Here is a 22,636-nt window from a genome sequence, read left to right as displayed (position 1 = left end):
AACGGTTCATGAATAAACTTTTCATCATCAAGATAGGAGGTAACGTACTGGATAACCCGGCAGCGTTAAATTCTTTTCTGAAAGATTTTGCATCGATTAAGGAACCGAAGATATTGATTCACGGTGGCGGAAAGATCGCGACTAAACTTGGCGATCAGCTCGGTATAGAATCAAAGTATATTAATGGGCGCAGAATTACCGATGCGCAAACGCTGGACGTTGTTACCATGGTATACGGTGGTTTGGTGAACAAGCAAATCGTAGCAACTCTGCAAACCTTGAGTTGCAACGCGATGGGCGTTACCGGTGCCGATGGTAATCTGATCAAGGCCGTGAAGCGCCCGGTAAAAGATATAGACTATGGTTTTGTAGGCGATATAAAAGCAGAGGGTGTTAACACGGCACTGCTATATTTCCTGTTACAGCAAAATGTAGTGCCCATCTTCGCACCGCTTACGCATGCCGATGGTTCAATACTGAATACCAATGCCGATACAATAGCTTCGGTATTGGCCGTAGCGCTCAGTAAACATTTTGATGTACGACTGATCTTCTGTTTCGAGAAGAAAGGCGTATTGATGGATGTGAACAATCAGGGCTCTGTAATAACCCACTTGCCGAAGAAACGTTACGATGAACTGTTGCCGCAAGGTATATTTGCCGATGGTATACTGCCGAAGCTTGAAAATGCTTACGCGGCTATACAGACAGGTGTAAAAGAAGTGTTGATCGGAGAAGCGAAAGACCTGTTGAAGAATACAGGACAGGTAACAGAAGGAACTTTGATAACTTTATAAAGGCCAGAGCGGGCAACGCTTCGGGAAATGTGAAGAAGAAGGAAGGGTAATGTCTCGAAGCTTAAAGCTCATAGCTCGAAGCTAACTAAACTATGGATTCATTATACGAAAAGGCTACCAATCTGCTGATTAAGCTCATCGCTATTCCTTCGTTCAGCAAGGAAGAAGATGAGGTAGCTTCGGTATTGGAAGAGTTCTTTGAGAAGGAACGCGTTCATTCCTATCGCAAAGGCAACAATGTATGGGTAAAAAATCAATACTTTGATCCGGCAAAACCCACCGTGTTATTAAACTCACATCACGACACAGTTAAACCCAATCCGCAGTATACACGCGATCCATTCAAACCCGAGATCATCGATGGGAAATTATTTGGTTTAGGCAGCAATGATGCCGGTGGACCGCTCGTATCGTTGATCGCTACATTTTTACATTACTATCCGCAGCAGAACCTGAAATATAATGTGATGCTCGCGGCTACAGCGGAAGAAGAAATTTCAGGAACGGGTGGAGTTGAAAGTATATGGTCTTCACTACCACCGGTTGACTTTGCTATCGTAGGTGAGCCTACGCTATGCCAGATGGCTACCGCAGAAAAAGGACTGATGGTGCTGGATTGCATAGCACGCGGCAAAGCTGGTCATGCAGCACGCGAAGAAGGCATCAATGCTATATATGAAGCATTGCCGGATATAGAGTGGTTCCGGAACTATAGATTCCCGGTCGTGTCTCAAACACTCGGACCGATCAAGATGACGGTAACGATCATAAATGCAGGTAAGCAACACAACGTTGTGCCGGCTGAATGTCACTATACTGTAGACGTTCGGGTGACGGATGCCTATACATTGGAAGAATTACTCGCGGTTATTAAACAGAACGTAAAGAGTGAAGTATCACCGCGCTCCATGCGCATGCGCCCTTCCGGTATAGCGGATGAACACCCATTGGTACAGGCAGCCATCAAGCTCGGTATAAACCGCTATGGTTCGCCTACTACATCTGATCAGGCGCTTATCCCGACTCCGTCTGTAAAAATGGGGCCAGGCGATTCGGCTCGTTCGCATACAGCCGATGAGTTTATCTATGCCGATGAAATCCGGCAGGGGATAGATACCTATATCAAAGTGCTTAACGAAGTGATCCTGTAGGCATGAAGCAGCCGGCTCTGATCGTGATTGATGTACAGAAAGGTATTGACGAAGCCGGGCATTGGGGAGGAAATCGCAATAACCCGCAGGCCGAAGAAAATATAGTATATCTGCTGAGGGCGTGGCGCGATAAAAATTTTCCGGTGATGTTCGTTCAGCATTGCTCTGTCTCAAACGTATCACCCTTCCGACCCGGATATGCAGGCAACGACTTCAAAGATATCGTGAAGCCCTTTGTTAACGATAACGTTTTTAAGAAATCAGTTACCAATGCTTTTATCGGTACCAGTTTACAGCAGACATTAACAGATCATCGTGTTTCCGAAGTTGTGATCACTGGTTTTGTAACCAACAACTCGGTGGAGGCAACAGCACGCATGGCAGGCGATCTGGGTTTTAAAACAACAGTAGTCACAGATGCTACAGCTGCATTTGATAAACAAGGCATTGACGGAACTATATATCCGGCATACCTGGTACACGCCTTGTCATTGGCGCACTTAAAAGATGAATACGCTTCTATAGCTACAACAGCAGAAGTGTTACAGTATATATCAGCAAATCAACCGATCTAAAAATTTCAGTTCATGAAGCTCTGGCAAAAAGATAAAGCATCGCTCAAGGAAGTAGAAAAATTTACAGTGGGCAGAGATCAGGAGATGGATATGTTCCTGGCTCCGTTTGATGTACAGGGATCACTCGCTCACATTACGATGCTTGAATCAATCGGACTGCTTGAAAAAAATGAACTTGCAATCTTGTCTGCCGAACTGAAGAATATATACAAACGCATTCAGCAAGGCGACTTCAAGGTAGAAGATGGTGTTGAAGATATACACTCGCAGGTTGAACTTGAGCTTACGCGCAAACTCGGTGATGTAGGTAAAAAAATTCACAGCGGTCGCTCGCGTAACGACCAGGTGTTGGTTGATATTAAACTATACCTGCGCCATGAAATAAAAGAAGTGACTACAGAAGTAAAACACTTCTTTGATCTGCTGATCGAGCAGAGTAATGCCTATAAAAATCATTTGGTACCGGGCTATACGCATCTTCAGTTAGCGATGCCTTCATCGTTCGGGCTTTGGTTTGGCGCGTATGCAGAAAGCCTGGTTGATGACATCATTACCCTGCAGGCTGCTTACAAGATCGTGAATAAAAATCCGCTGGGTTCAGCTGCCGGATACGGTTCATCATTCCCGCTGAATCGTACGATGACTACACAGCTCCTGGGCTTTGAAGATCTTAACTACAATGTAGTATATGCGCAGATGGGCCGTGGTAAAACAGAACGTATTGTTGCTTCGGCATTATCCAATATAGCTTCCACGCTGGGTAAACTTTCGATGGATGCCTGCTTGTTCCTGAATCAGAACTTTGGCTTTATCAGTTTTCCGGATGAACTCACAACCGGTTCGAGCATCATGCCACATAAGAAAAATCCGGATGTGTTCGAGTTGATTCGCGCGCGTTGCAACCAGTTGACTGCACTTCCGAATGATATAGCGTTGTCATTGGCGAATCTTCCTTCCGGCTATCATCGCGATATGCAATTGCTGAAAGAAATTCTTTTCCCGGCCATTCAACGGTTGAAAGAGTGTTTGCGTATGGCGCACCTCATGCTCTCTAACATCACCGTAAAAGAGAATATACTGGCTGATGAAAAGTATAAATTCCTGTTCAGTGTCGAGGAAGTAAATCGCCTGGTATTATCGGGTGTTCCGTTCCGTGATGCCTATAAGAAAATAGGACTTGATATTGAGCAAGGTAAATATCAGCCTCAGACAACTGTTGATCACACGCACGAAGGAAGTATAGGAAATCTTAATCTTCCGGAGATCAACAAAATGATGAGTCGCGCATTGGAGTCTTTTCAATTTGCAGACGCTGAGCAAGCCGTAGAAAAACTGATCGACTAACGTACGATAAACTCATTTACAGAGAGAGTACACGTGAAAACACGTAGTACTCTTTTTTTATTTCCATCCGTTATTCCTTTTTGGTGCTGTGTAGAATTTAATCATCGATTTTACCAGCCGTTGCAGTGCGTTACGATAGGTTCCATTACCCGCAAAATAACGCTTGTAAAGGCATAGGCATGGTTTTTACCTTTTTCAGGTGTATTAACCCACGCTGTATGAATTTTGCGGGCATATAACTTCACCAGCTGTGTATTGCAAAAGAAGAAAGTAAAGTGGTGAGATGGGCTTGCGCGATGTAAAGATACTGATGGCTATATATGAAGCCGCACATACAGGCAAGAAAGTTCAATTGACAAACCTTTAAAGTAAACAGCTATGAGAAAGAGTAATAAAGGAAATGCTGCAAGTAAGACAAGTAAAACGAAAGCAGATAAAAAACTTCCGGGCGAATACCCGCCCAGTGAAGATATCATGAACCCGGTAAATGATGCTGAACGCGTTCATGTTGATTTGGACAATCTAAGTTTATCAAGAGCAACTTCGGCAGAGGCTGTGCAGGATACACCGCGTCCATTGGATAATGAATCAAATCTTACCAACGAAGACAAGGAGGCGTTGGGCCCGCGGGATCTGAGCCTGGACATGGGGGATGATGAACAGCTGAAGCACCGAAAGTGGCCGGTAGATTTTACAGCACGTGACCTGGATATACCAGGCAGTGAACTCGATGATCGAAATGAAATGATCGGTTCAGAAGATGAAGAAAATAACTCCTATAGTCTGGGAGGCGATGATAAAGAGAATCTGGAAGAAGACTCAACGAACCGCTATTGATTCGTTGAATCCCGTTGAGACTATATTTTGATTTTTTACAGGGCAACCGGAAGTTGCTGGGCTGAATCTTTTTCAACAGAAGCAGATTCCTCAGCACTTTCCGCTACCTGGTGCTCCCAAAGTTCTTTAAACACGAGGCTCGTACGCTTCAGTTCATCAAACGTTCCTTCGGCTATAACAGAACCGTTTCTCAGAATATAGATATAGTCGAACTTCGTAAGTAAATGAAGTCTGTGCAAGGACGATATAACCGCTTTCTTCTTGAATGCCTTGAACAGGTTTGCATAGATCCAATTCTCCGTTCGCGGATCAACGCTGCTGGTAGGCTCATCCAGCAATACAATGCTGCTGCTGCGTGCCGCGAGTATACCACGGGCCAGTGCTAAACGCTGCTTCTGTCCACCCGAAAGATTTACTCCTTTCTCCTTGATGTGTGTCTCAAGTCCCTGCGGAAGTTTGTTGATCACATCAGCAAAGTGTGCAGCCTCGCACACTTCCATCACTTCCTGTTCAGAGAAGGGGAGTCCGAGTGTTATATTATACAGAATTGTGTTTTCAAAAATTTCCGGTTCCTGAGGAAACAGCGTTACAGCATTGGCAATGCTGTCGAAATCACTGGCCACACCGTTGTCAGTGTATACGCGTGATCCTTCTTTCGGAGTATATAGTCCGCGCAGCAGTGAGAGTAATGTACTCTTGCCACTTCCGCTTTCACCGATCAAGGCAATGCGTTCGCCTCTTTTTATGCGCATATCCAGGTCTTTCAACCCGGTAGGAGTTCTGTCGCCCGCTTTTTCACTGCGCTCGAAGTTGAGGCTTTGTATTTCAATCTGTTTCCAGTCTTTCGGTAAATGACGTTCTTCGCGAACGTGGTGAAACTCGTCATACGCTTTTTCCAGCTCGCGTGAATTCTGGATCTCTACATCATACTTCGTAATCTGCGTATAGTGCGATGCTATATCGTTAAACACACTTGTAAACTGATTCACATATCCCAACAGAATTACGAGACCACCGATATATAGTGTTTCACCCGGAGTATAGTGCTGGTATAAATAACCAATGGTTGTAACGGCATAGATAAGTCCCACCATCATCTGCGCGATAAACCATTTCCATTCATTGATGGTAACATTACGTTTGAACGGAGGAAAAACTTTCATAAGCTTCTCCATAAAGCTTTTCTGAATCCGCTTCTCAAGACGCAGTGTTATAACCGTAATGATGTTGGAAAGACTGTCGAACAGCGTGGAAGAAACCTCATGCTCGCGTTCGGTTACCTCGCGCTGACTGGCAATGAAAGGCTTGTCGAATTTAATGATGATGAATACCGTGATAGCTCCGAGTGCAATGCCGATCGTTCCGAACAGAGGCGAAAAGTAAAGCATTGCACTGAACGAAAAGAAAAACTTGCCAAAAGAGTACATGTAGATGAAACCGTTCTGGAAGAAATCACGAAGCGCCTCATGCGATTTGCGCAGGCGATTGATCGTGGCACCGCTGTGGTGATCCTGGTGCCACTTTACAGGCAAGTGTAAAACTTTATGATATAATTCCTCTACGTAGTTACGGGCAATGCCAAAGGCAAGCTTACGCTCCATAACGCGAGCCGGACCGTGAAAGGCCCATTCTAGCAGACGAAGTCCAATGAAGCCTCCGGCATACATCCAGCCCACTTCTAAAACTGCTTGAGTGTTTTGCTGAAGCGCATTGACAAACCAGCCGTAAAAAAGTGGGTTGATCGCGACAATGATGTTTGAGACAACAAACATCGAGTATATCAATACAAATCGTTTCTTCTCGTGGCGCGCATACTTCCATGCCGTTTTGAGCATGGATACATATGGATTTCTCATAAAAAATGGGGGTGTTTTTTGCATTACAAAGTTGATGAAGCAACGGGGTCGGAGCCACTTAAATGTACTGGCAATATTACATCCGACTATATTTTACCGCAATCATACATTTTCTGAAGATTTCCAGAAGTACACTCTTCTTGAGTTTTCGTTATAGCAAACAGTCGTTAACCTGTTACTGTAGAATTTTGACAACACTAAGATTGGATTGATCTGCCTTTATTCTGCGTAAGTCTGCGACCTCTGCGGGAAAGAATTTTGCGCGGGACTTAGCATGAACATAATGGTATATTTTTTTACGTACGCATGTATACTCCCTGCATGAATATGCAAAGGACAACATGAAATTTACTTTTAATGTAATTAGTTATGAGCAGCTATAACACAGACGTAAACAGAGATGCCGGGGCATTGCTGACATCAGTTTCATCCATCACAAATGTTACTCCTGGCGAGCGAATTATATCCGTAGTAAGCGGACTCGCGCTGGCTGTAGCAGGCGTTCGTCACTTTGAAAGAGGTAAAGGTATTTCGTTGATACTCGGAGGCGGATATCTTTTAGCAAGAGGTATAACAGGCTATTGCGCTGTCAACGCATTGCTCAATAAAAGCAAAGCCGTAAATGCAGCATTACCACAGGCAACCGGTACATTCAAGGTACTGGCTTACTAAGCTTGCTTATATATGCTTGCCGGTATGTTTTTTTGAAACTATAAAGCAACAACAGATGAAAGCTATATTCATTCCATGGATCATTATACTTATCGGCATAACCGAGCTTCACGCGCAAGTGAGTGATTCAAGTAAACGTACGCAAAGCAGAAGGCCCACTATAAATCAGAGCCAGGCTAAACCGAGCCAGAAAGAACTTCGTGAGTTGGAGTTGAATCGTAATCGCAATAAAGGAACGCAAGCCGATACAACCACGACCACCGGTATAAATGCGCGCCAGCAACCAACTGAAAATCGCGCAGTGAAAAACGAATCGAACAAGGCACAGGATGATGCGAATCCGAATAGTCCGGCCAACACCAACGAGACATCTATTTTTGAAACCGGTACAAGCTCGGCAGGTTCGCCCAGCACTATTTCCGAGAATGATGGTAAGGATCGCGATGGAACCAACAATGTACAACGCAGTACACCGAACATGGCAGGCTCACCGCCACCTCGCAGAGGCAGTGTGAAGGCATCAAACGCTTCGTCTTCATCCGGATCAGAGCGCGCGACAAAAGAATCGAAAGACGAACGGAAAGCTGAAGTAAAGAGCGAGAAAGAATCTTCGAAAGATAAAGACAAGTCCCGAAAAGAAGACAGGGCCAATAAAAAAGATAAAGCCAGGGGCAGCAAAAGCAACGATTAGTTTAAAACAACAATTAGTATACAACAAAGTAGCGCTTATCAAACGAATACGTTGATTTACTCGCGAAACTTGATGATTTTTGCGGCTTCATAAACGAACCTATGCAACCGCAGACGATCCTGTATATTATAATTTCCATCACGACCATCAGCTATATTTTCGAGCAGATCCTGGAGTATATAAACCTGCAGGCACAACGCGAAGATATTCCGGATGAGATTGCTGCTTTCTATGATCGTGCGAAGTATATCAAGTCGCTGCAGTATCATCGCGAGTTAACTAATTTTTCATTCCTTACTTCCGCATTCAGTTTTCTGTTGTCGCTTGGTATGCTTTTCTTCGGAGGTTTTGGCTGGATTGATGGTATACTTCGAAATGTAGTGGAGAATGAGATATTGCTGGCATTAACCTTCTTCGGTGTTATTAGCGTTGCTTCCGATATTCTTACGCTTCCGTTTCAATGGCATCGCATCTTTGTGATTGAGGAAAAATATGGTTTCAATAAGACAACCCTTAAAATATTTATAGCCGATAAACTGAAGGGGTATATATTGGGTGCGCTTATCGGTGGCGCACTGCTCGCTGCATTGATATACCTGGTGCAGACTATAGGACCGAACTTCTGGATCTGGTTTGCGCTTATTGCCTGTTCGTTCATGTTGCTGATGAATATGTTCTATGCATCGGTAATTCTTCCGCTGTTCAATAAACTTGCTCCGTTGCCGGAAGGAGAATTGAAAACCGCCATCGAAGCATTTGCCCGGAAAGTAGATTTTCCGCTTGATAATATTTTTGTGATCGATGGATCGAAACGTTCCAGCAAAGCCAATGCGTTCTTCTCGGGCATCGGTAAAAAGAAAAAGATTGTATTGTACGATACACTCATCAGCAACCATACAACGGAAGAGCTGGTGGCCGTACTGGCACACGAAGTAGGGCACTTTAAAAAGAAGCACATTGTGTGGAGCTATATCGTATCGGTAGTACAAATTGTTTTTATGCTCTATGTGCTTTCGCTGATGATCTTCAATGAAAATCTTTCGCTGGCGTTGGGTGGACAGCAACAAGCCATTCATCTGAACCTGATAGCCTTTGCTATTTTATTTTCACCGGTATCGGGTATAACAGGTTTACTGATGAGTATACTCAGTCGCAAGAATGAGTTTGAAGCAGATGCATATGCGCGGCAGACCTACAGCGGGACTGCGTTGGCCAATGCGTTGAAGAAGTTATCAGTGGATAGTTTGAGCGATCTATACCCGCATCCGCTATATGTATTCTTTCATTATTCGCATCCTCCGCTGCTGGAGCGATTGCATGCCATTAACCGTTGATGGAGAAATGGTGTGATCTTTTTGGAGAAAGCCTTAATTTCTCATTCAAAAAAAAGACGCCCATGCATCGCAGACAATTTATCAAGGCTTCTGTCGCTACCGGTGTAGCGCTTGCGGCACCGCTCATCTATGTTCCAGGTAAAGATAAGAAGTATAAAACCGCACTTATCGGCAGTGGCTGGTGGGGTAATAACATCCTGCGGTGTGCTATACAGGCAGGTGAAAGTAAAATTGTGGCGCTCTGCGATGTTGATGCAAGTCATTTGACAAAGACAGCTGAAGAGGTAAAGCGGTTAAACGGAGATACACCGAAGCTATATCGCGACTATCGCGAACTGTTAAGCAAAGAGAAACCCGAGATTGTTATTGTGGCAACACCCGATCACTGGCATCCACTGATTGCTATTGCTGCCATGGAGATTGGTGCGCATGTATATGTTGAGAAACCTATATGTCATACCATCAACGAAGGTAAAGCGATGGTGAAGGCTGCGCGCGATACACAACGTATTGTACAGGTAGGAACGCACCGCAGAGTATCGCCTCACAACGTATCGGGTATGCAGTTTTTGAAATCAGGCAAAGCCGGGAAGATTGGTATGGTACGAGCCTTCGTACACTACCCCGGTGGTGCCGGTACAAAGACTCCCGATAGTGAGCCACCGAAAGAGCTGGACTGGAATATGTGGTGTGGACCAGCACCGTTGAGGCCCTTCAACAAAACCATTCATCCGAAAGGTTTTCGAACGCATTTGGATTATGCCAATGGTCAGCTTGGAGACTGGGGTATACATTGGATGGACCAGATATTGATGTGGACTGAAGAAAAGCATCCGAAAAAAGTATACTCAACGGGTGGAAGATTTATTCGTCAGGACAGCACCGATGCGCCCGATACCCAGACCGTTAGTTTTGAGTTTGAATCTTTTATAGCTACATGGGAGCATCGTCTCTATGCAGGTAATGAAGCAGAGAAGACAAATATAGGCTGTTACTTCTATGGCACCGAAGGCACCTTTCACATGGGCTGGCTTGACGGGTGGACGTTCTATCCATCGGATACCAAAAAGCAGATTATTCACGAAGCACCAAAGCTCGATGAACCCGATCAGCAAAATATAGCAGGCCTGTGGTCTGACTTCCTTCAATCCATCAAGACTAATAAATTACCGGTATGCGATATTGAAATAGGACAACGCTCAACCAACATGAGCTTACTCGGCATGCTCAGCTGGAAACTCGGAAGAAGTGTTGAATGGAACGGAGAGAAAGGATTGATTGAAAATGATGCCGAAGCGAATAAACTCCTGAGTCGCGCATATAGGGGAGAGTGGAAGTACCCGGGAATAATATAGGTTATTAAAACGAACTATAGTCTGGAGATGCGAAGGACATACACGAAGTGTCCCTCGCGTTTTAAACTATATATACGATGAATTACTTCTTGCAGTTCACAGCTAAAAACTCACAGCTATTGCAACGGAGTCTTAAACCCAATCTGTAAACTCACACCATTCAAATTTCCATCATATACCTGCGTAGTGATTGGGAAACTCAGGAATTGGGATTCGAAGTAGAGAATGAAGAACCTGTTGATTTTATAGTCGATGCCGACACCGGTGCGAAACGAAAGCGCAGATCGCGATCGGGACGTTAAGCTTATGTTGCCGGATGAAGAAGTCTCTTCCAGAAAAGGTATATCGGTAATCGCTATACCCGCTCCGGTATACGCATACGGTGAGAATTTCTTGATGCGGAAGCTATACCCCATATCCAGGCCGATCAGCGTACTGGGTATCTTTCCTTTGATGGAAAGGCTGGAGCCATCCCGGGCCGTGTAGTCGGTGAGAAAAGCTATGTTGTACTGATCGAGATATAGTCGTGAGAAGAAATGCTTTTTGTAGTCGACCTGGAATTGGAAGCTGCTGGCAAAACCGGTTTCACTAAGCGCACCGTGTGTTGATGTGGGAATATAGAGTCCTATTCCTCCGTTGAAATAGTATAGCAGCTTGCGCGCCTGGTTAAGGGTATCTACTTGTGCCTTTACAGGTATTGCGAACAGAAGCAGCAGACTACAGGTTGTTAATTTTAGCATGGATATTTTATTTCAGAGTTTCACAAGTAAAGCCGTGGTTATACAGAATGTCCTGGATAGAGGCTGTAATGTCTTTCTCAGTCAGCACCCGTAGCACTTTATCTTCATCGCCTATATCTACAGACCAGTTATTTCTGCCTGTAATTTTTGTCAGTTCGGCTGCAATGTGTTCAACATCATGGCTACAGGCCAGATCGGTTTTAAAAAGGAGAATCATATATGATTGTTATTAGTAGAGATTAAAGACCTGTAAGGTGTTCCAATTCAGCAATTGTCAGCAGGTATGATAACTGTGCAGCGTAGAAGTCTGCTTCCGATTTTGCTGCGGCAGCCTCTACTTCAAGCAAAGCACTTTTGATATTCAGACCTGCACCTTGTTTGTCCCGCTGTACTTTTAGCTCCTCGTGTCGATATCGCATGGCTTTGCGTGCAACTTCCATTAGCGCTTTGGTTTGATTTACCTTGCGATGTGTTTTATCTATATCTGCACGAAGCTGCTGCTGCTGGTATAAAACCTTGTGCTCGGCTTGCTTTAGCTGTGCTTCACGTTGTCTCAATACCTGGTGGTTGGTAAAAAGATCCTGCAGATTCCATCGCAGGTTTATACCTATATATGGACTCGATGTTGGTAGTATAGGATTCCCTTTTTGATAGTAGTATCCCGCCACCAGACCTATATCAGGCAGATTACTTCGCTTTGCTGCTTTTATGCCCAGAAGTGCTTTCTCTTGATCGATTCGCGCGATCCGTAAATCAGTGTTTGCTGCTTTAGCATTCTGGAAAGTCTCTTCTACAGGTGAGGTTTCGATATGTGCAGTTGTTGTATCAAGCGGCTGCAGGCTTATGTTGGTATCATGCTGGATATTGGTAATATCAGACAGTTCGTGATTATAGTCCTGTAGAACAATGTCGAGTTTTAGAATGTTTTGTTCTTCTTCCGCAACCAGTGCCCGGAGTCCCGCCAGGTTGGAGGATATTGTTTTCCCTGCGGTAAGTGCACTCTCTGCATCTGTTAGTTTAACCTGCGCAAGTTCAAGGCGTACAACCGCTTCCTCGCGCTGCTTCCGGGTAATCAATATACCATAGTATAATTTCCGTACAGCGAGTTTTAGTTCGCGTACCATTTTTACTTTCTCTTTTTCAGAGCGTGCTATATCGGCCCTATCAATGTCCAGACCGGTTTTAATCCTGGCCTGTTGCAGCAACGGCTGGTATAGTGCTATATCGGCACCATAGTTTGCGTGTTGTCCTAATTGCATTTGCTGATTCTCGGCCGGAAGCAATCGATCACCGTTAAGTGTCGGTACCGAACCAATAGCACCGGCCGGTATATTGAGATCACCGAGTGAAAAATTATACTGGTAATTCGCACCGAGTATAACCGATGGATAACGTTTGGTTTCGTCCTCTTTAAGTTTACTTATCTTTTCCTGAAGCTGCCATTCTTTTATAGACACCAGATTGTTTTTGGCGACAGCCGAATCAATAAGTTGCTGCAGTGTATAGGGTGCATTGTTCTGTGCCCGCAGCGAAACGCAGGAGACAAGAAGGATGCCTGCAAGCAGTAGAGTACGCTTGATGTATGAATTCATGAATAGAAGGAGTTGAGATGTTAAGATTGTATTTTCTCTTGTGGGCGGATCATCGCTATATATAAGACCGGAACGGTGAGTAACGCCATGATCATGCTCCATACTACACCGAAGGCAAGCACACTCGCGAGTGGTGCCCACATGCCTGAACCGGAAATGATCATGGGGAGTACACCAATTGCTGCAGCCATAGCAGTAAGAAATATAGGGCGAAGTCTTCGTTTGGCGGCTTCGGTCGCCGCAGTCTTGATGTCCATTCCCTGTCGCAGGAGTATATTGGTATAGTCAACCAGTATAATAGCATTTCGTACTACGATTCCGGAGAGTGCGATCAGTCCAATGAAAGCTGTGAAACTGAAATTGTTGCCCGTTACGACCAGTCCCAGGATAGCACCAAATAAACTGAGTGGTATCGTTAACATGATAATGATCGTTTCTTTTATGTTTCTGAATTGAAACAGCAGTATCAGGAAGATCAATACAAGGCTTATCAGGAGTGCTGTAACCATCTCCGCGAATACCTCATCCTTATTAGCCTCTTCACCACCATACTCAACGCGATAGCCTGCCGGTAAATGAAGCTTTTCGATTTTCGGTTTTATAGCTTCAAGAAGTTCTGCCGGTAATATACCCGGTTGTGTTTCGCTTTGCACAGTAAGTGCGCGTACACCGTTGCGATGCATGATTTTACCTGATTGCCATTGTGGTGTAAGCGTAGCGATTTGTCTCAGTGGTAATTCAGCACCTGTAGCGGGAGAGGTGAGGTATATATTCTGAAGATCGGTGGTGCTTTGTCGTTTGTTCGCATCGAGGCGAAGTACTATATCTACAGGTGTGCTGCCTTCATAGAGTGTTGATATAGGCGCTCCGTTGAATCCGGTAAATACCGATTGTGCTATACTGGTGGTAGTGAAGCCCAGGCGTTTAGCTTCTTCGTTCAGTTGAAGACCGATACCATAATGATCTTCGGAAAAATCATCGCGTACAAAGAGACTACCCGGAGTCTGTTTAAGAATTTCGTGAACTTCATTTCGGATTTGCTTGAGTCGCGTAATATCATCGCCGACTATCCGTACTTCAACGGGTGCCTGGAGCGATGATCCTTGCTGCATCAACTTTACAAAGAATCTGCCATCGGCTGCAATCTTCCTGACCTTCGTAGTAAGTTCTTCTGCTAATTCTTCTGACGTTGCTTCGGATGTAGTGTTTACCAGTATGAGTGCATAATTAGTGGTAGGAAACTCCGGTGAAAAGTTATAGTAGAAACGAGGTGCAGATGTTCCGGTAAAGGTAGCATACGAGGTAACGCGTGCATCACCTTTTAGCAAATGTTCAGCTTTCAGAATTGTCTCATTTGTCTTTTCGAGTTTAGTACCCGTTGGCATCCATAACTCTATAACAAACTGGTTGCGTTCAGCCGGAGGAAAAAATAATTCGCGAACACCAAACTTGAACAGCAAGGCTACGAGCAGGAGGGAAGCGAAACTTCCGATCACTGTAGTTTTAGGATTTCGTATACACCAGTCTAATGCGGTGTTATATCCATCTTGCATATAGGTTAGTACAGACTTTTTCGGTTTTGTCCCGGGGGCAGAATGTATCGCGGGCGTTGTGTGATCGTGCTGATGCAGTCCTTTTTTAATAAAGGTATAGCAAAGTAGCGGTGTCAGGAATAACGCAACGAAGTAAGAGGCTATAAGCGCAATCGCTACGGTAACGGGCAGTGTTGCTATAAATTCACCCGTAGAACCACTGATCAGGATCATCGGCATAAACGATGCTATAATGGTAATTGTAGCGGCCAGCACCGGTATAATCAGATCGTGCGCACTTCGCCATGCGGCTGTCCAGCGATCTACTTTTTCATCGAGTAACTCTACATAATTATCAGCAATAACAATCGCATCATCCACCACCATGCCCAGTACAAGTATCAATGCCGCTAATGATACCTGGTGCAGTTCTATACCGAGTAAGTTCATCATCGCGAATGTAAGGGCGACAGTCATCGGTATCGCCATGGCTGCTACGGATGCAATACGAAAGGGCAACAGCAGGATTACCACAACAATAACAGACGCTATAGCGAGGAAAAACTCTTTGATGAAATGCGATATATTCTGATCGACCAATGTTGGTTGTGATACGAGTGTAGTGATGTTTATACTACCCGGAATAATGGTTCGTGCATCCTTGATTCTAGCCTCTACAGCCTTTCCGAATTCGACAATATTATTTCCTTCACGCATCTGGATGCACAGCATAATAGCTTTGTTACCATTGCAGGTAAGGATGCTTTCAGGTTCGGTATAGCCACGCTTCAACGTAGCAACATCGCCTAATCGCACAAGTGCTCCTGAAGGTGAAGCTCCTACAATCTGGCTGGACAGATCCTGTTCGGTGTGAAAGTACCCTTCTGTGTAGAGTGGTGTTTTCTGTGTTTCCGTTTTTACTTCTCCTGTAGCACGAATGCTGTTTTGAGACTGCAGCAGTTGTACAACCTGGTCGAACTTTATACCATACTGTGATAATTTTTCTGAATTGGATGAAGCTACGATCTGCTGGCGCTGGTCGCCAATGCGTTTTATTTTTGATGCGGCTGGTATTGTGCGAATCATATCTTCAACTTTCTGCGCATAGCCCTTCAGTTGTTCGTAGGTTGCATATTTACTGTCCAATGCAATTACCATCGCTTCAGTATCACCAAAGTCAGAGTCTACGATCGGACCGTTTACGCCTGCGGGTAAATCGAGTTCGCGTGCAAGGAGAAGCTGGTGTCTTAGTTTACTCCAGAATACATCCGGATGTTTTACATCCTGGCTTAATTCAACCGTAATCACTACCATGCCGTCCTTTGATGCCGAGGTAGTTTTGGTCTTGTCTACTTCTTCGTATTGAAAAAGATATTGCTCCAGTTTTTTGGTGACCTGGTCTTCCACCTGCGTAGCGTTCGCTCCGGGAAAATAGGCAATCACGAGTCCTTGCCGGATGGTGATTTTTGGATCTTCGCGCCTGGGCATATTCAAAAGCGAGTTAACACCCACGGCAAATAACATGAGTAGTACGGCCAGCGTTACCTGCTTGTACTTAAGTGCTGCTTCAATAAAATTCATGACTTATTATTTTACGACTGTGATACTGACACCATCGGTGAGTTTTGACTGACCAGCTGTTACAATTACTTCACCTGCCGACAAGCCCGCGATAATCTGTAGTTTATTATCGATCATGCTACCCAGACTTACCTTGCGTCTGAATGCTTTGTGCGTGGCTTCATCCACAACATATATATAGCTTTGATTGTCTACATCATGAATGACAGACTCTGCCGGAACCAGTATACCCATACTATCTGAGTTACCGTTGAGTTGTACTTCAGCAATCATTCCCGGGCGTATAAGCATATCGTTGTTCGCGATCTCCGCTTTTATTGTAAAGGCGCGCGATGTAGCATCTGCAATAGCACCGACCTCAGTAATCTTGCCGGTAAATTTCTTATTCAATGCGGCAATGCTGATCGCTGCCTGTTGCCCAATGGTAACATGGTGTAATTCTCCTTCCGGTATAAATGCTGTGACAATAACATGTTGTATATCTGCGATTACAAACAAGGGTGTACCGGCTGCAATGATCTCGCCTGCTTCTGCCTGCCTGTTCAGCAGTATACCGGTTAATGGTGCATAGAGCTTTGTGTCGGTCAGGTTTTTATTCTCAAGCTTTTGCTGAAGTTTAGCCTGTTGTAGTGAAAAGGATGCTTTCGTGTGATCGCTTTCACTCAGGCTGCCTCGTTTATATAACTGGTCTAAGCGGTTGAATTCATCCTGGGCAGCATTTTCCTGCACATCAGAAAGCTGCTTGGCAATGGTATAGTTAGTAGGCTCCAGGTTTGCGAGTAATTGATCTTTTGTTACCTGTGAACCTTCTTTTACGGCTATATATTCAATTTTACCCGGTACCATAAAACCGAGCTTTACGGTAGTTTTTCCTTCAATGCTTCCACTTAAAGTGATTACGTTCGGAACTGTTTGTGCTGTTACCTTCTGCACTTCTACAGCCGTGGCGCTGTCTGCGTCAGCGTGGATTTGTTCGTGATTGCCTGTGCAGGCTGTGAATAGCACGAGCACGGCGAGAATAGAGTTGTATTTCATATAGTATATATAATTTTCTGTTGATGAATTATGTGATGTGTAGTGTGCTACAGGTCGGTAAAGAACTGCTCATGAACAGTAACTGTGTTGATACCCAGGAACTGTAAAACTGTTTTGACTTGTTCAATAAATTCAGTTTGTCCTGATACGATAAAGCTCGTCTCCGGAATGATGTTCGTGTTAATAATGGCTTCTATCGTTCTTTGACAGGATATATTATTACCGGACATGGCCTCGGATTCGTACGATATATATAGCTTTCCGGGAAAATACCGTTCGAGTATGTTCAGCTCTTTTGTAAATGCAAAGTGATCGTTGACGGATTGGTATAGTATGGTTATTGCCGTTGAAGACGTTTCGGTAAGTTCGTGCTTTAATTCAGGGAAAACAGAAGCCATGCCTGCTTCGTCAGCTATATATACCAGGTGTTTGTTGAACGTTTTGTCTTGCATCTCTTTTCTTTTTTGATGAAGCAAAGGAAACTATAAGACATAGTATATTTTTTAAGATATATTAAAAACGAATAGGCATAAGGTGATTTTGTTAAGCATGTATGGTAACTATGTGAAAATAAATTTGGACTTGTATTGAGTATGCCGGCAATATGATTTCAGAAGCCACTATTAAATGGCCGTAAAGTATAGTTGGCTATAGGTATGAAAACCTAGTGTATTGAAGGTGTTGTTATTTCGTAGATAGTGGTTTCAGAAGCTTTACCGCGAAAGGTAAGCTGTGTAGCAAATGAGGCAGTAAACCGGTCTGCTTCCTGGAGCCAGTTCGCTACGGGTGATGATACCAGTAAATTTTTCTTCAGCGTGTTACATTGCTCCAGCATCCGCGCACAGGTATTCAGTACATCTCCGTGATAAACGATGTCTCGTTTTATAGTACGTATTTCGGTAACGGTAACAAGCCCGGTATGTACTGCAGCTTTAAAGCGAGGCGTTTCTCCAAATGATTTTGTAAAGTAATTGCTCTGCTGATCGATTTTTTTGATAAAGTCAAAATATAGCTTTAATGGTGCGAGTGTTTTCTGGGCAGTTTGCGCAGGCCAAAGCAGCACGGCTTCATCACCTACAAACTGGTAAAGAATTGCATCGTGCTGATGTATACTTTCGGTTAGTAGTTGAAAGCTGCTTTCTATAAAACGACTATATTGTGCATGTCCTAATTGTTCGGCAATGCGGGTGGATGCCTGCAGGTCGATGAACAAAAACGTAAGATCTTCTTCTACCGGCTGACTATATTTTCCGAGAAGAGCACCTACAATAGCTTGCGGCCCCAGGTAGTCATAGATCGTTTTGATCATGTTTAGTAAAATACTGAAAAGTATAAGATAGAGGAATACCGAAAGGAATATCTCGGTTTGCAGGAATTCGGGTATGGACTGCAGCGATGCATTCAGAGATTTGTTCTCAAAAACCTGTGCAAAGAATATAAAAACGAGAATACAACCGGTCGTTATCAACAAGATAATGATGCTGTATTTATACAGTATAAATCTTCCGAAAGGATAGTTTTCCCAGCGATTAAATATATACACCTCCATGAATGCTATACCCAGTGCCACGAGCAGGGCCATGCACGATGAGAGTGGGAGCAGAGCCTGTTGAGTTTGGAGATTGATCTCGTTCAATTCTTTTAGCCCGAGCATTTTCAGCAGGACAAAAATGTTCATTCCGGCTACGTAAGCGATGACCAATACAATGAGGTAAGGTCGGTTAACTTTCCGCGCGTAGTTATTTATGGCCGCTTTCATGAATTACTTTGTTCTGCCGTTGCAGGTGCAAAAGAAGCGAGAAGCGGAGAATACTTTTTTAAGATATATTAAAAAGCGCCCTGTAGGGAAAAGAAATTTACCGTTTGGCCCTGATCACACTAAGCGTTTGCTGGGTTATGCCGAGGTATGAGGCTATATGACCGAGCGGTACGCGTAGTAATATTTCGGGGTACATTTCCATCATGGAGCTGTAGCGCTGCTCGGCCGTCTGGAATTGAAGAGACTCCAGCTTAATAACAAACATATTCAGCGTGTCGATGGCAGCCAGAAAAAGCATCCGCTGAACCTCGGGTATACGAACGCACATTGCTTCCAGTTCGTGGTATGGAATTACCTTTACGATGGTGTCTTCCAGAGTTTCCCATCCGTAGGGCTCTTGTTTACCGTAGAAGACACTATTCAGAGGCGTGGTAAACGACCCTGCATCGAAAAAGAACTGTGTTATGTCACGCTCATCTTTATAGTAAAACGTACGTATCAATCCTTTTTCGATAAAATATACTTTTGATGACGAACCGCCCGGCTTTATCAGGTGTGCGCCCCTGGTATATGATTCCGTTTTAAAGGCTGCTACTATTTTGGAACATACTTCGGGATCGAGTTTAATCTTCGAGGTTATATAGGATAGTAGCTCCATAATTTTTGTTTACATACCACAAATTAACGAGAACCGTTGGCACCTCGGTGAAAATGACTACGATTTTAGATGTTCGGTACTATAAAAGATACTATTGCGTACCCTGAAAAAGAAAAGCCGCATCAGGTAGACGCGGCTTTTTATATAGTTTGAATTTCTATAATCTAGTCTCTGTACAATACAGCTTTCACAGCCTTCACCGTTCTTTCTACGTTTGGCAGAATAGCTTGGATCAATGTAGGTGCATATGGCAGTGGTACATCCAGGCTGTTGATACGGTGGATAGGAGCATCCAGGTAATCGAACGCATGTTTCTGTACGTGGTATGTAATTTCAGTCGCGATAGATGAAAGAGGCCATGCTTCTTCAACGATCACCAGGCGGTTTGTTTTCTTTACAGATTCAACCACAGTAGCATAGTCGATCGGACGAACGGAACGAAGATCGATCACTTCAGCAGATATACCTTCTTTCTCAAGTTCAGCCGCTGCAGCCAAAGCAACTTTCATGATCTTACCGAATGAAACGATGGTAACATCACTACCGGCCTTCTTGATATCAGCAAGACCAATCGGGATAATGTATTCCTCTGCAGGAACTTCACCTTTATCACCATACATCACTTCAGACTCCATGAAGATCACCGGATCGTTATCGCGGATGGAAGCTTTCAGAAGACCTTTTGCATCATATGGATTGGAAGGAACTACTACTTTCAATCCCGGGCAGTTAGCATACCAGTTCTCGAAGTTTTGAGAGTGCTGTGCACCAAGCTGACCTGCGTTACCGGTAGGTCCGCGGAAAACCATCGGAGCACTATATTGCCCGCCAGACATTGAATATATTTTGGCAGCAGAGTTGATCACCTGGTCGATAGCCACCAGGGAAAAGTTGAATGTCATAAATTCAACGATTGGACGCAGCCCGTTCATGGCCGCTCCGACACCGATACCTGCAAAACCAAGTTCTGAAATAGGAGTGTCTAAAACACGCTCGGCACCGAATTCGGCCAGCATGCCCTGGCTCACCTTGTAGGCACCGTTGTATTCGGCAACCTCTTCACCCATAAGCACTACGCTTGGGTCTCTGCGCATTTCTTCGCTCATGGCCTCGCGCAAGGCCTCTCTAAACTGGATTTCTCTCATGTCGGTATTTTGAAAAGCGTGTAAAAATAGTATCCGTGGACGGATTGGGCAAATAAAAAACCCTCCCGATCATTCGGAAGGGTTTTCTACCTATTGTTATTCCAATGAGTTTACCTTATTTCAATGCGTTTCTGAAAGTTTCAGTAGCTGAGAACTTCGCGAACTCAAGGTCGCTAAGTGCTGCTTCTTTCAAAGACGGATCAATTTTAACTGCATCTGTCAGGTGACTAACCACACCGTCTGCCTGACCTAATCTTGCAGAAGCTACAGCTGCACCGTAGTGAGCGATAGCAAGGTTGCTGTTTTTGCTGATAGCTTCATTGAATGAAGTTAATGCATTCTGGTAATCTTTGTTAAGTACTTGTGCCAGACCTTTGTTGAACAGGTTGTCAGCATTGTCTGTAGCGTTAGACTCAGAGCTAACCGCTGCAGCGTACTCAGCTTTAATGATTTCAGTAGCACCTTTCACACCGTTAACACCAGCTGCGTTGTCGCCAGTAAGACCGCTGCTGATCGCTTTACTAGCGTGGTTGTAAGCAGCATACGCGTTACCTTTCAATAAGGATACAGAAGCCAGGTTAGCGTGAACTTCAGGAGCTTCCTGCAGTTTAACAGCGATGTCTAATTGAGCCTGAGCTTTGTCTGCTAAAGCAGCAGCGTTGCTAGGGTTCTCAATAGCCTGAGCGATATATACTGCACCTAAGTTGTTGTGTGCATTCCAGTTAGAACCTTTTTTAGTAGCAGCTTCGTAGATCGCAGCTTTCTCATCCAATGAAGGAGTAAGCGTAGCAGCGTACATCAGTTCTTCGAAAGAAAGTGTATCTGCGCTAACTGAATTTTGTGTGATTTGTTTAGCAAGTACAGAGATCTCTGCATCTGTCTTCTTCTCTTTTACAACAAGAATTTCAGTTTTAGCAGTTCTCAGTTTAGGATATACATCTTTGAAAACTTTCTTGTAAGTCTTCAGACCTTTCATTTGTTTTTCCTGATCTTCGAAAGTACCGCCACCGTTGATGATGTTCAGGTATTCAGCCTTCTCTTCAGAAGATATACCAGTATAAGCTTCGAGTTCAGTTTTGAATTGAGCCCAGTCTTGGATTACAGGCTTCAGGATGAACTGGATAGAATCAGCCTTGCCTTTGTAATCGTACTTCTTCATTTCCTTACGGTAGAAAGCTTCGATAGCAGCAGCACGATCCGGAGACAGTTTGCTGTTGATACGTTCAGCACCTTCAGGAGAGTGAGTACCCGTGATAGTTACCGTACGGGTAGCGTTTTTAGAAGCGATGAATGCATCTAACTGCTTTCCTTTAGGGCTCTTTATCTCAGATGTTCTCAGAACAGATTTACCTTGTTCGAAGATGAAATCAGGAATTACAATTGGTGTAAGTTCTTCCTGGTTGTTGTAACCGTGACCTGCATAGGCAGCGAAATATACTGGCTTAACAAGTTTAGAAGTAGTGATTACTCCTGTTGCAACAGGCATACGAGGAGATGCTTTAGACTTTTCGCCTTTAGAAGCTACACCTTCAACTTCAAGCGTACCGGTTTTCATGGCAGGCTGATAAGCGAAAGAGAAGTTCTTGGTTACTTTAGGCTGTTCAGTCTTGCTATTTGGATAGTCTTCAGCTTTGAATGGAATAGGATCCAGTGCAAGTTCTTTGTCTCCATATTTATAGAAGCTGTTCACAGTATAAACTGTACCTTTCTTCAACATTTTAACAGGGAGGTTTGCTGCCATTTCAAAGGCAACAGTGTCTTTGTGAACTTCCAGCGGGTTTGGTGTAACAGTGAGCTGCTGCTCTTTCGACATCTTCACCATCTTGGGCAGCGTACAGCCCGCAAGGGTCAATGCACCGAAGACCAGACATGAGTAAACTACTTTTCTCATTGGATTGTGGTTTATTGTTTGATTTTTAACAGGTTGCAAAACTATACTTATGTGTATTTTTTTGCAATTATACTCAAAAAAATAAGATGAG

20 protein-coding genes are annotated in these 22,636 nt (G+C 44.1%); 9 read left to right on the top strand and 11 right to left on the bottom strand.

What is annotated here, in order from left to right; all coding sequences use genetic code 11:
- Positions 1 to 8: 8 nt before the first annotated feature.
- The 5 genes from argB to ACFQ21_RS05995 all read left to right on the top strand — a co-directional run bounded on the left by argB (position 9) and on the right by ACFQ21_RS05995 (position 4,704).
- Entirely contained in the window at positions 9 to 797 is a 789-nt protein-coding gene (gene argB, locus ACFQ21_RS06015; RefSeq protein WP_377576231.1) for an acetylglutamate kinase, read from the top strand.
- Positions 798 to 889: 92 nt separating this feature from the next.
- The gene (locus ACFQ21_RS06010; protein WP_377576228.1) at positions 890 to 1,948 is read left to right on the top strand and encodes a M20 family metallo-hydrolase; all 1,059 of its coding nucleotides are present in this window, start codon (positions 890 to 892) and stop codon (positions 1,946 to 1,948) included.
- Positions 1,949 to 1,950: 2 nt separating this feature from the next.
- Positions 1,951 to 2,523, top strand: coding sequence for a cysteine hydrolase family protein (locus ACFQ21_RS06005; RefSeq protein WP_377576225.1), 573 nt, complete (start codon positions 1,951 to 1,953; stop codon positions 2,521 to 2,523).
- Between the two features lie 12 nt (positions 2,524 to 2,535).
- Positions 2,536 to 3,867 (top strand): argininosuccinate lyase, encoded by a 1,332-nt coding sequence (gene argH / locus ACFQ21_RS06000; protein ID WP_377576222.1) that lies wholly within the window; start codon positions 2,536 to 2,538, stop codon positions 3,865 to 3,867.
- A 378-nt stretch (positions 3,868 to 4,245) separates the two neighbouring features.
- Entirely contained in the window at positions 4,246 to 4,704 is a 459-nt protein-coding gene (locus ACFQ21_RS05995; RefSeq protein ID WP_377576219.1) for a hypothetical protein, read from the top strand.
- Between the two features lie 35 nt (positions 4,705 to 4,739).
- On the opposite strand, the gene ACFQ21_RS05990 is transcribed toward ACFQ21_RS05995, so the two are convergent.
- Positions 4,740 to 6,560, bottom strand: a complete 1,821-nt coding sequence (locus tag ACFQ21_RS05990; protein ID WP_377576216.1) for an ABC transporter ATP-binding protein — start codon at positions 6,558 to 6,560, stop codon at positions 4,740 to 4,742.
- A 369-nt stretch (positions 6,561 to 6,929) separates the two neighbouring features.
- Here ACFQ21_RS05990 and ACFQ21_RS05985 point away from each other — a divergent pair, with 369 nt between their 5' ends.
- The 4 genes from ACFQ21_RS05985 (at position 6,930) to ACFQ21_RS05970 (ending at position 10,612) form a co-directional block, all read left to right on the top strand.
- Positions 6,930 to 7,232, top strand: a complete 303-nt coding sequence (locus ACFQ21_RS05985) for a YgaP family membrane protein (RefSeq protein ID WP_377576213.1) — start codon at positions 6,930 to 6,932, stop codon at positions 7,230 to 7,232.
- 55 nt (positions 7,233 to 7,287) lie between these two features.
- On the top strand, positions 7,288 to 7,923 hold the full coding sequence (locus ACFQ21_RS05980; protein ID WP_377576210.1) for a hypothetical protein: 636 nt from the start codon (positions 7,288 to 7,290) through the stop codon (positions 7,921 to 7,923).
- Positions 7,924 to 8,024: 101 nt separating this feature from the next.
- Positions 8,025 to 9,257, top strand: a complete 1,233-nt coding sequence (locus tag ACFQ21_RS05975) for a M48 family metallopeptidase (protein WP_377576208.1) — start codon at positions 8,025 to 8,027, stop codon at positions 9,255 to 9,257.
- A 62-nt stretch (positions 9,258 to 9,319) separates the two neighbouring features.
- Positions 9,320 to 10,612, top strand: coding sequence for a Gfo/Idh/MocA family protein (locus tag ACFQ21_RS05970; RefSeq protein WP_377576205.1), 1,293 nt, complete (start codon positions 9,320 to 9,322; stop codon positions 10,610 to 10,612).
- A 116-nt stretch (positions 10,613 to 10,728) separates the two neighbouring features.
- On the opposite strand, the gene ACFQ21_RS05965 is transcribed toward ACFQ21_RS05970, so the two are convergent.
- The 10 genes from ACFQ21_RS05965 to ACFQ21_RS05920 all read right to left on the bottom strand — a co-directional run bounded on the left by ACFQ21_RS05965 (position 10,729) and on the right by ACFQ21_RS05920 (position 22,545).
- Positions 10,729 to 11,352: an outer membrane beta-barrel protein gene (locus tag ACFQ21_RS05965; RefSeq protein WP_377576202.1), complete on the bottom strand. Its 624-nt coding sequence runs from the start codon at positions 11,350 to 11,352 to the stop codon at positions 10,729 to 10,731.
- Between the two features lie 7 nt (positions 11,353 to 11,359).
- Positions 11,360 to 11,569 (bottom strand): hypothetical protein, encoded by a 210-nt coding sequence (locus ACFQ21_RS05960; RefSeq protein ID WP_377576199.1) that lies wholly within the window; start codon positions 11,567 to 11,569, stop codon positions 11,360 to 11,362.
- Positions 11,570 to 11,591: 22 nt separating this feature from the next.
- Positions 11,592 to 12,944 (bottom strand): TolC family protein, encoded by a 1,353-nt coding sequence (locus ACFQ21_RS05955; protein WP_377576196.1) that lies wholly within the window; start codon positions 12,942 to 12,944, stop codon positions 11,592 to 11,594.
- Between the two features lie 20 nt (positions 12,945 to 12,964).
- A complete protein-coding gene (locus ACFQ21_RS05950; RefSeq protein WP_377576193.1) occupies positions 12,965 to 16,057 on the bottom strand; it encodes an efflux RND transporter permease subunit in 3,093 nt (1,030 codons plus the stop codon).
- Between the two features lie 6 nt (positions 16,058 to 16,063).
- A complete protein-coding gene (locus ACFQ21_RS05945) occupies positions 16,064 to 17,092 on the bottom strand; it encodes an efflux RND transporter periplasmic adaptor subunit (protein WP_377576190.1) in 1,029 nt (342 codons plus the stop codon).
- 47 nt (positions 17,093 to 17,139) lie between these two features.
- A complete protein-coding gene (locus ACFQ21_RS05940; protein ID WP_377576187.1) occupies positions 17,140 to 17,544 on the bottom strand; it encodes a hypothetical protein in 405 nt (134 codons plus the stop codon).
- Positions 17,545 to 17,756: 212 nt separating this feature from the next.
- The gene (locus tag ACFQ21_RS05935; RefSeq protein WP_377576185.1) at positions 17,757 to 18,851 is read right to left on the bottom strand and encodes an adenylate/guanylate cyclase domain-containing protein; all 1,095 of its coding nucleotides are present in this window, start codon (positions 18,849 to 18,851) and stop codon (positions 17,757 to 17,759) included.
- Positions 18,852 to 18,948: 97 nt separating this feature from the next.
- Complete coding sequence (locus tag ACFQ21_RS05930; RefSeq protein WP_377576182.1) at positions 18,949 to 19,509, bottom strand: Crp/Fnr family transcriptional regulator; 561 nt, start codon at positions 19,507 to 19,509, stop codon at positions 18,949 to 18,951.
- 164 nt (positions 19,510 to 19,673) lie between these two features.
- Entirely contained in the window at positions 19,674 to 20,654 is a 981-nt protein-coding gene (locus ACFQ21_RS05925; protein WP_377576179.1) for a pyruvate dehydrogenase complex E1 component subunit beta, read from the bottom strand.
- Positions 20,655 to 20,769: 115 nt separating this feature from the next.
- A complete protein-coding gene (locus tag ACFQ21_RS05920) occupies positions 20,770 to 22,545 on the bottom strand; it encodes a tetratricopeptide repeat protein (protein WP_377576176.1) in 1,776 nt (591 codons plus the stop codon).
- Between the last annotated feature and the right edge of the window lie 91 nt (positions 22,546 to 22,636).

Origin of the sequence: Ohtaekwangia kribbensis, assembly GCF_042676245.1 — a bacterium.
Classification (GTDB): Bacteria; Bacteroidota; Bacteroidia; order Cytophagales; family Cyclobacteriaceae; genus Ohtaekwangia; species Ohtaekwangia kribbensis.
This window is presented reverse-complemented; position numbering and strand designations above follow the sequence as displayed.

What these genes read in the sequence shown, in the direction of transcription:
- argH (WP_377576222.1), top strand. Translation starts at nt 2,536, where the DNA reads ATGAAGCTCTGGCAAAAAGATAAAGCATCGCTCAAGGAAGTAGAAAAA.
- ACFQ21_RS05945 (WP_377576190.1), bottom strand. Translation starts at nt 17,092, where the DNA reads ATGAAATACAACTCTATTCTCGCCGTGCTCGTGCTATTCACAGCCTGC.
- ACFQ21_RS05980 (WP_377576210.1), top strand. Translation starts at nt 7,288, where the DNA reads ATGAAAGCTATATTCATTCCATGGATCATTATACTTATCGGCATAACC.
- ACFQ21_RS05985 (WP_377576213.1), top strand. Translation starts at nt 6,930, where the DNA reads ATGAGCAGCTATAACACAGACGTAAACAGAGATGCCGGGGCATTGCTG.
- ACFQ21_RS05970 (WP_377576205.1), top strand. Translation starts at nt 9,320, where the DNA reads ATGCATCGCAGACAATTTATCAAGGCTTCTGTCGCTACCGGTGTAGCG.
- ACFQ21_RS05930 (WP_377576182.1), bottom strand. Translation starts at nt 19,509, where the DNA reads ATGGAGCTACTATCCTATATAACCTCGAAGATTAAACTCGATCCCGAA.
- ACFQ21_RS05965 (WP_377576202.1), bottom strand. Translation starts at nt 11,352, where the DNA reads ATGCTAAAATTAACAACCTGTAGTCTGCTGCTTCTGTTCGCAATACCT.
- ACFQ21_RS05990 (WP_377576216.1), bottom strand. Translation starts at nt 6,560, where the DNA reads ATGAGAAATCCATATGTATCCATGCTCAAAACGGCATGGAAGTATGCG.
- ACFQ21_RS05940 (WP_377576187.1), bottom strand. Translation starts at nt 17,544, where the DNA reads ATGCAAGACAAAACGTTCAACAAACACCTGGTATATATAGCTGACGAA.
- ACFQ21_RS06010 (WP_377576228.1), top strand. Translation starts at nt 890, where the DNA reads ATGGATTCATTATACGAAAAGGCTACCAATCTGCTGATTAAGCTCATC.
- ACFQ21_RS05920 (WP_377576176.1), bottom strand. Translation starts at nt 22,545, where the DNA reads ATGAGAAAAGTAGTTTACTCATGTCTGGTCTTCGGTGCATTGACCCTT.
- ACFQ21_RS05975 (WP_377576208.1), top strand. Translation starts at nt 8,025, where the DNA reads ATGCAACCGCAGACGATCCTGTATATTATAATTTCCATCACGACCATC.
- argB (WP_377576231.1), top strand. Translation starts at nt 9, where the DNA reads ATGAATAAACTTTTCATCATCAAGATAGGAGGTAACGTACTGGATAAC.
- ACFQ21_RS06005 (WP_377576225.1), top strand. Translation starts at nt 1,951, where the DNA reads ATGAAGCAGCCGGCTCTGATCGTGATTGATGTACAGAAAGGTATTGAC.
- ACFQ21_RS05955 (WP_377576196.1), bottom strand. Translation starts at nt 12,944, where the DNA reads ATGAATTCATACATCAAGCGTACTCTACTGCTTGCAGGCATCCTTCTT.
- ACFQ21_RS05925 (WP_377576179.1), bottom strand. Translation starts at nt 20,654, where the DNA reads ATGAGAGAAATCCAGTTTAGAGAGGCCTTGCGCGAGGCCATGAGCGAA.
- ACFQ21_RS05950 (WP_377576193.1), bottom strand. Translation starts at nt 16,057, where the DNA reads ATGAATTTTATTGAAGCAGCACTTAAGTACAAGCAGGTAACGCTGGCC.
- ACFQ21_RS05935 (WP_377576185.1), bottom strand. Translation starts at nt 18,851, where the DNA reads ATGAAAGCGGCCATAAATAACTACGCGCGGAAAGTTAACCGACCTTAC.
- ACFQ21_RS05995 (WP_377576219.1), top strand. Translation starts at nt 4,246, where the DNA reads ATGAGAAAGAGTAATAAAGGAAATGCTGCAAGTAAGACAAGTAAAACG.
- ACFQ21_RS05960 (WP_377576199.1), bottom strand. Translation starts at nt 11,569, where the DNA reads ATGATTCTCCTTTTTAAAACCGATCTGGCCTGTAGCCATGATGTTGAA.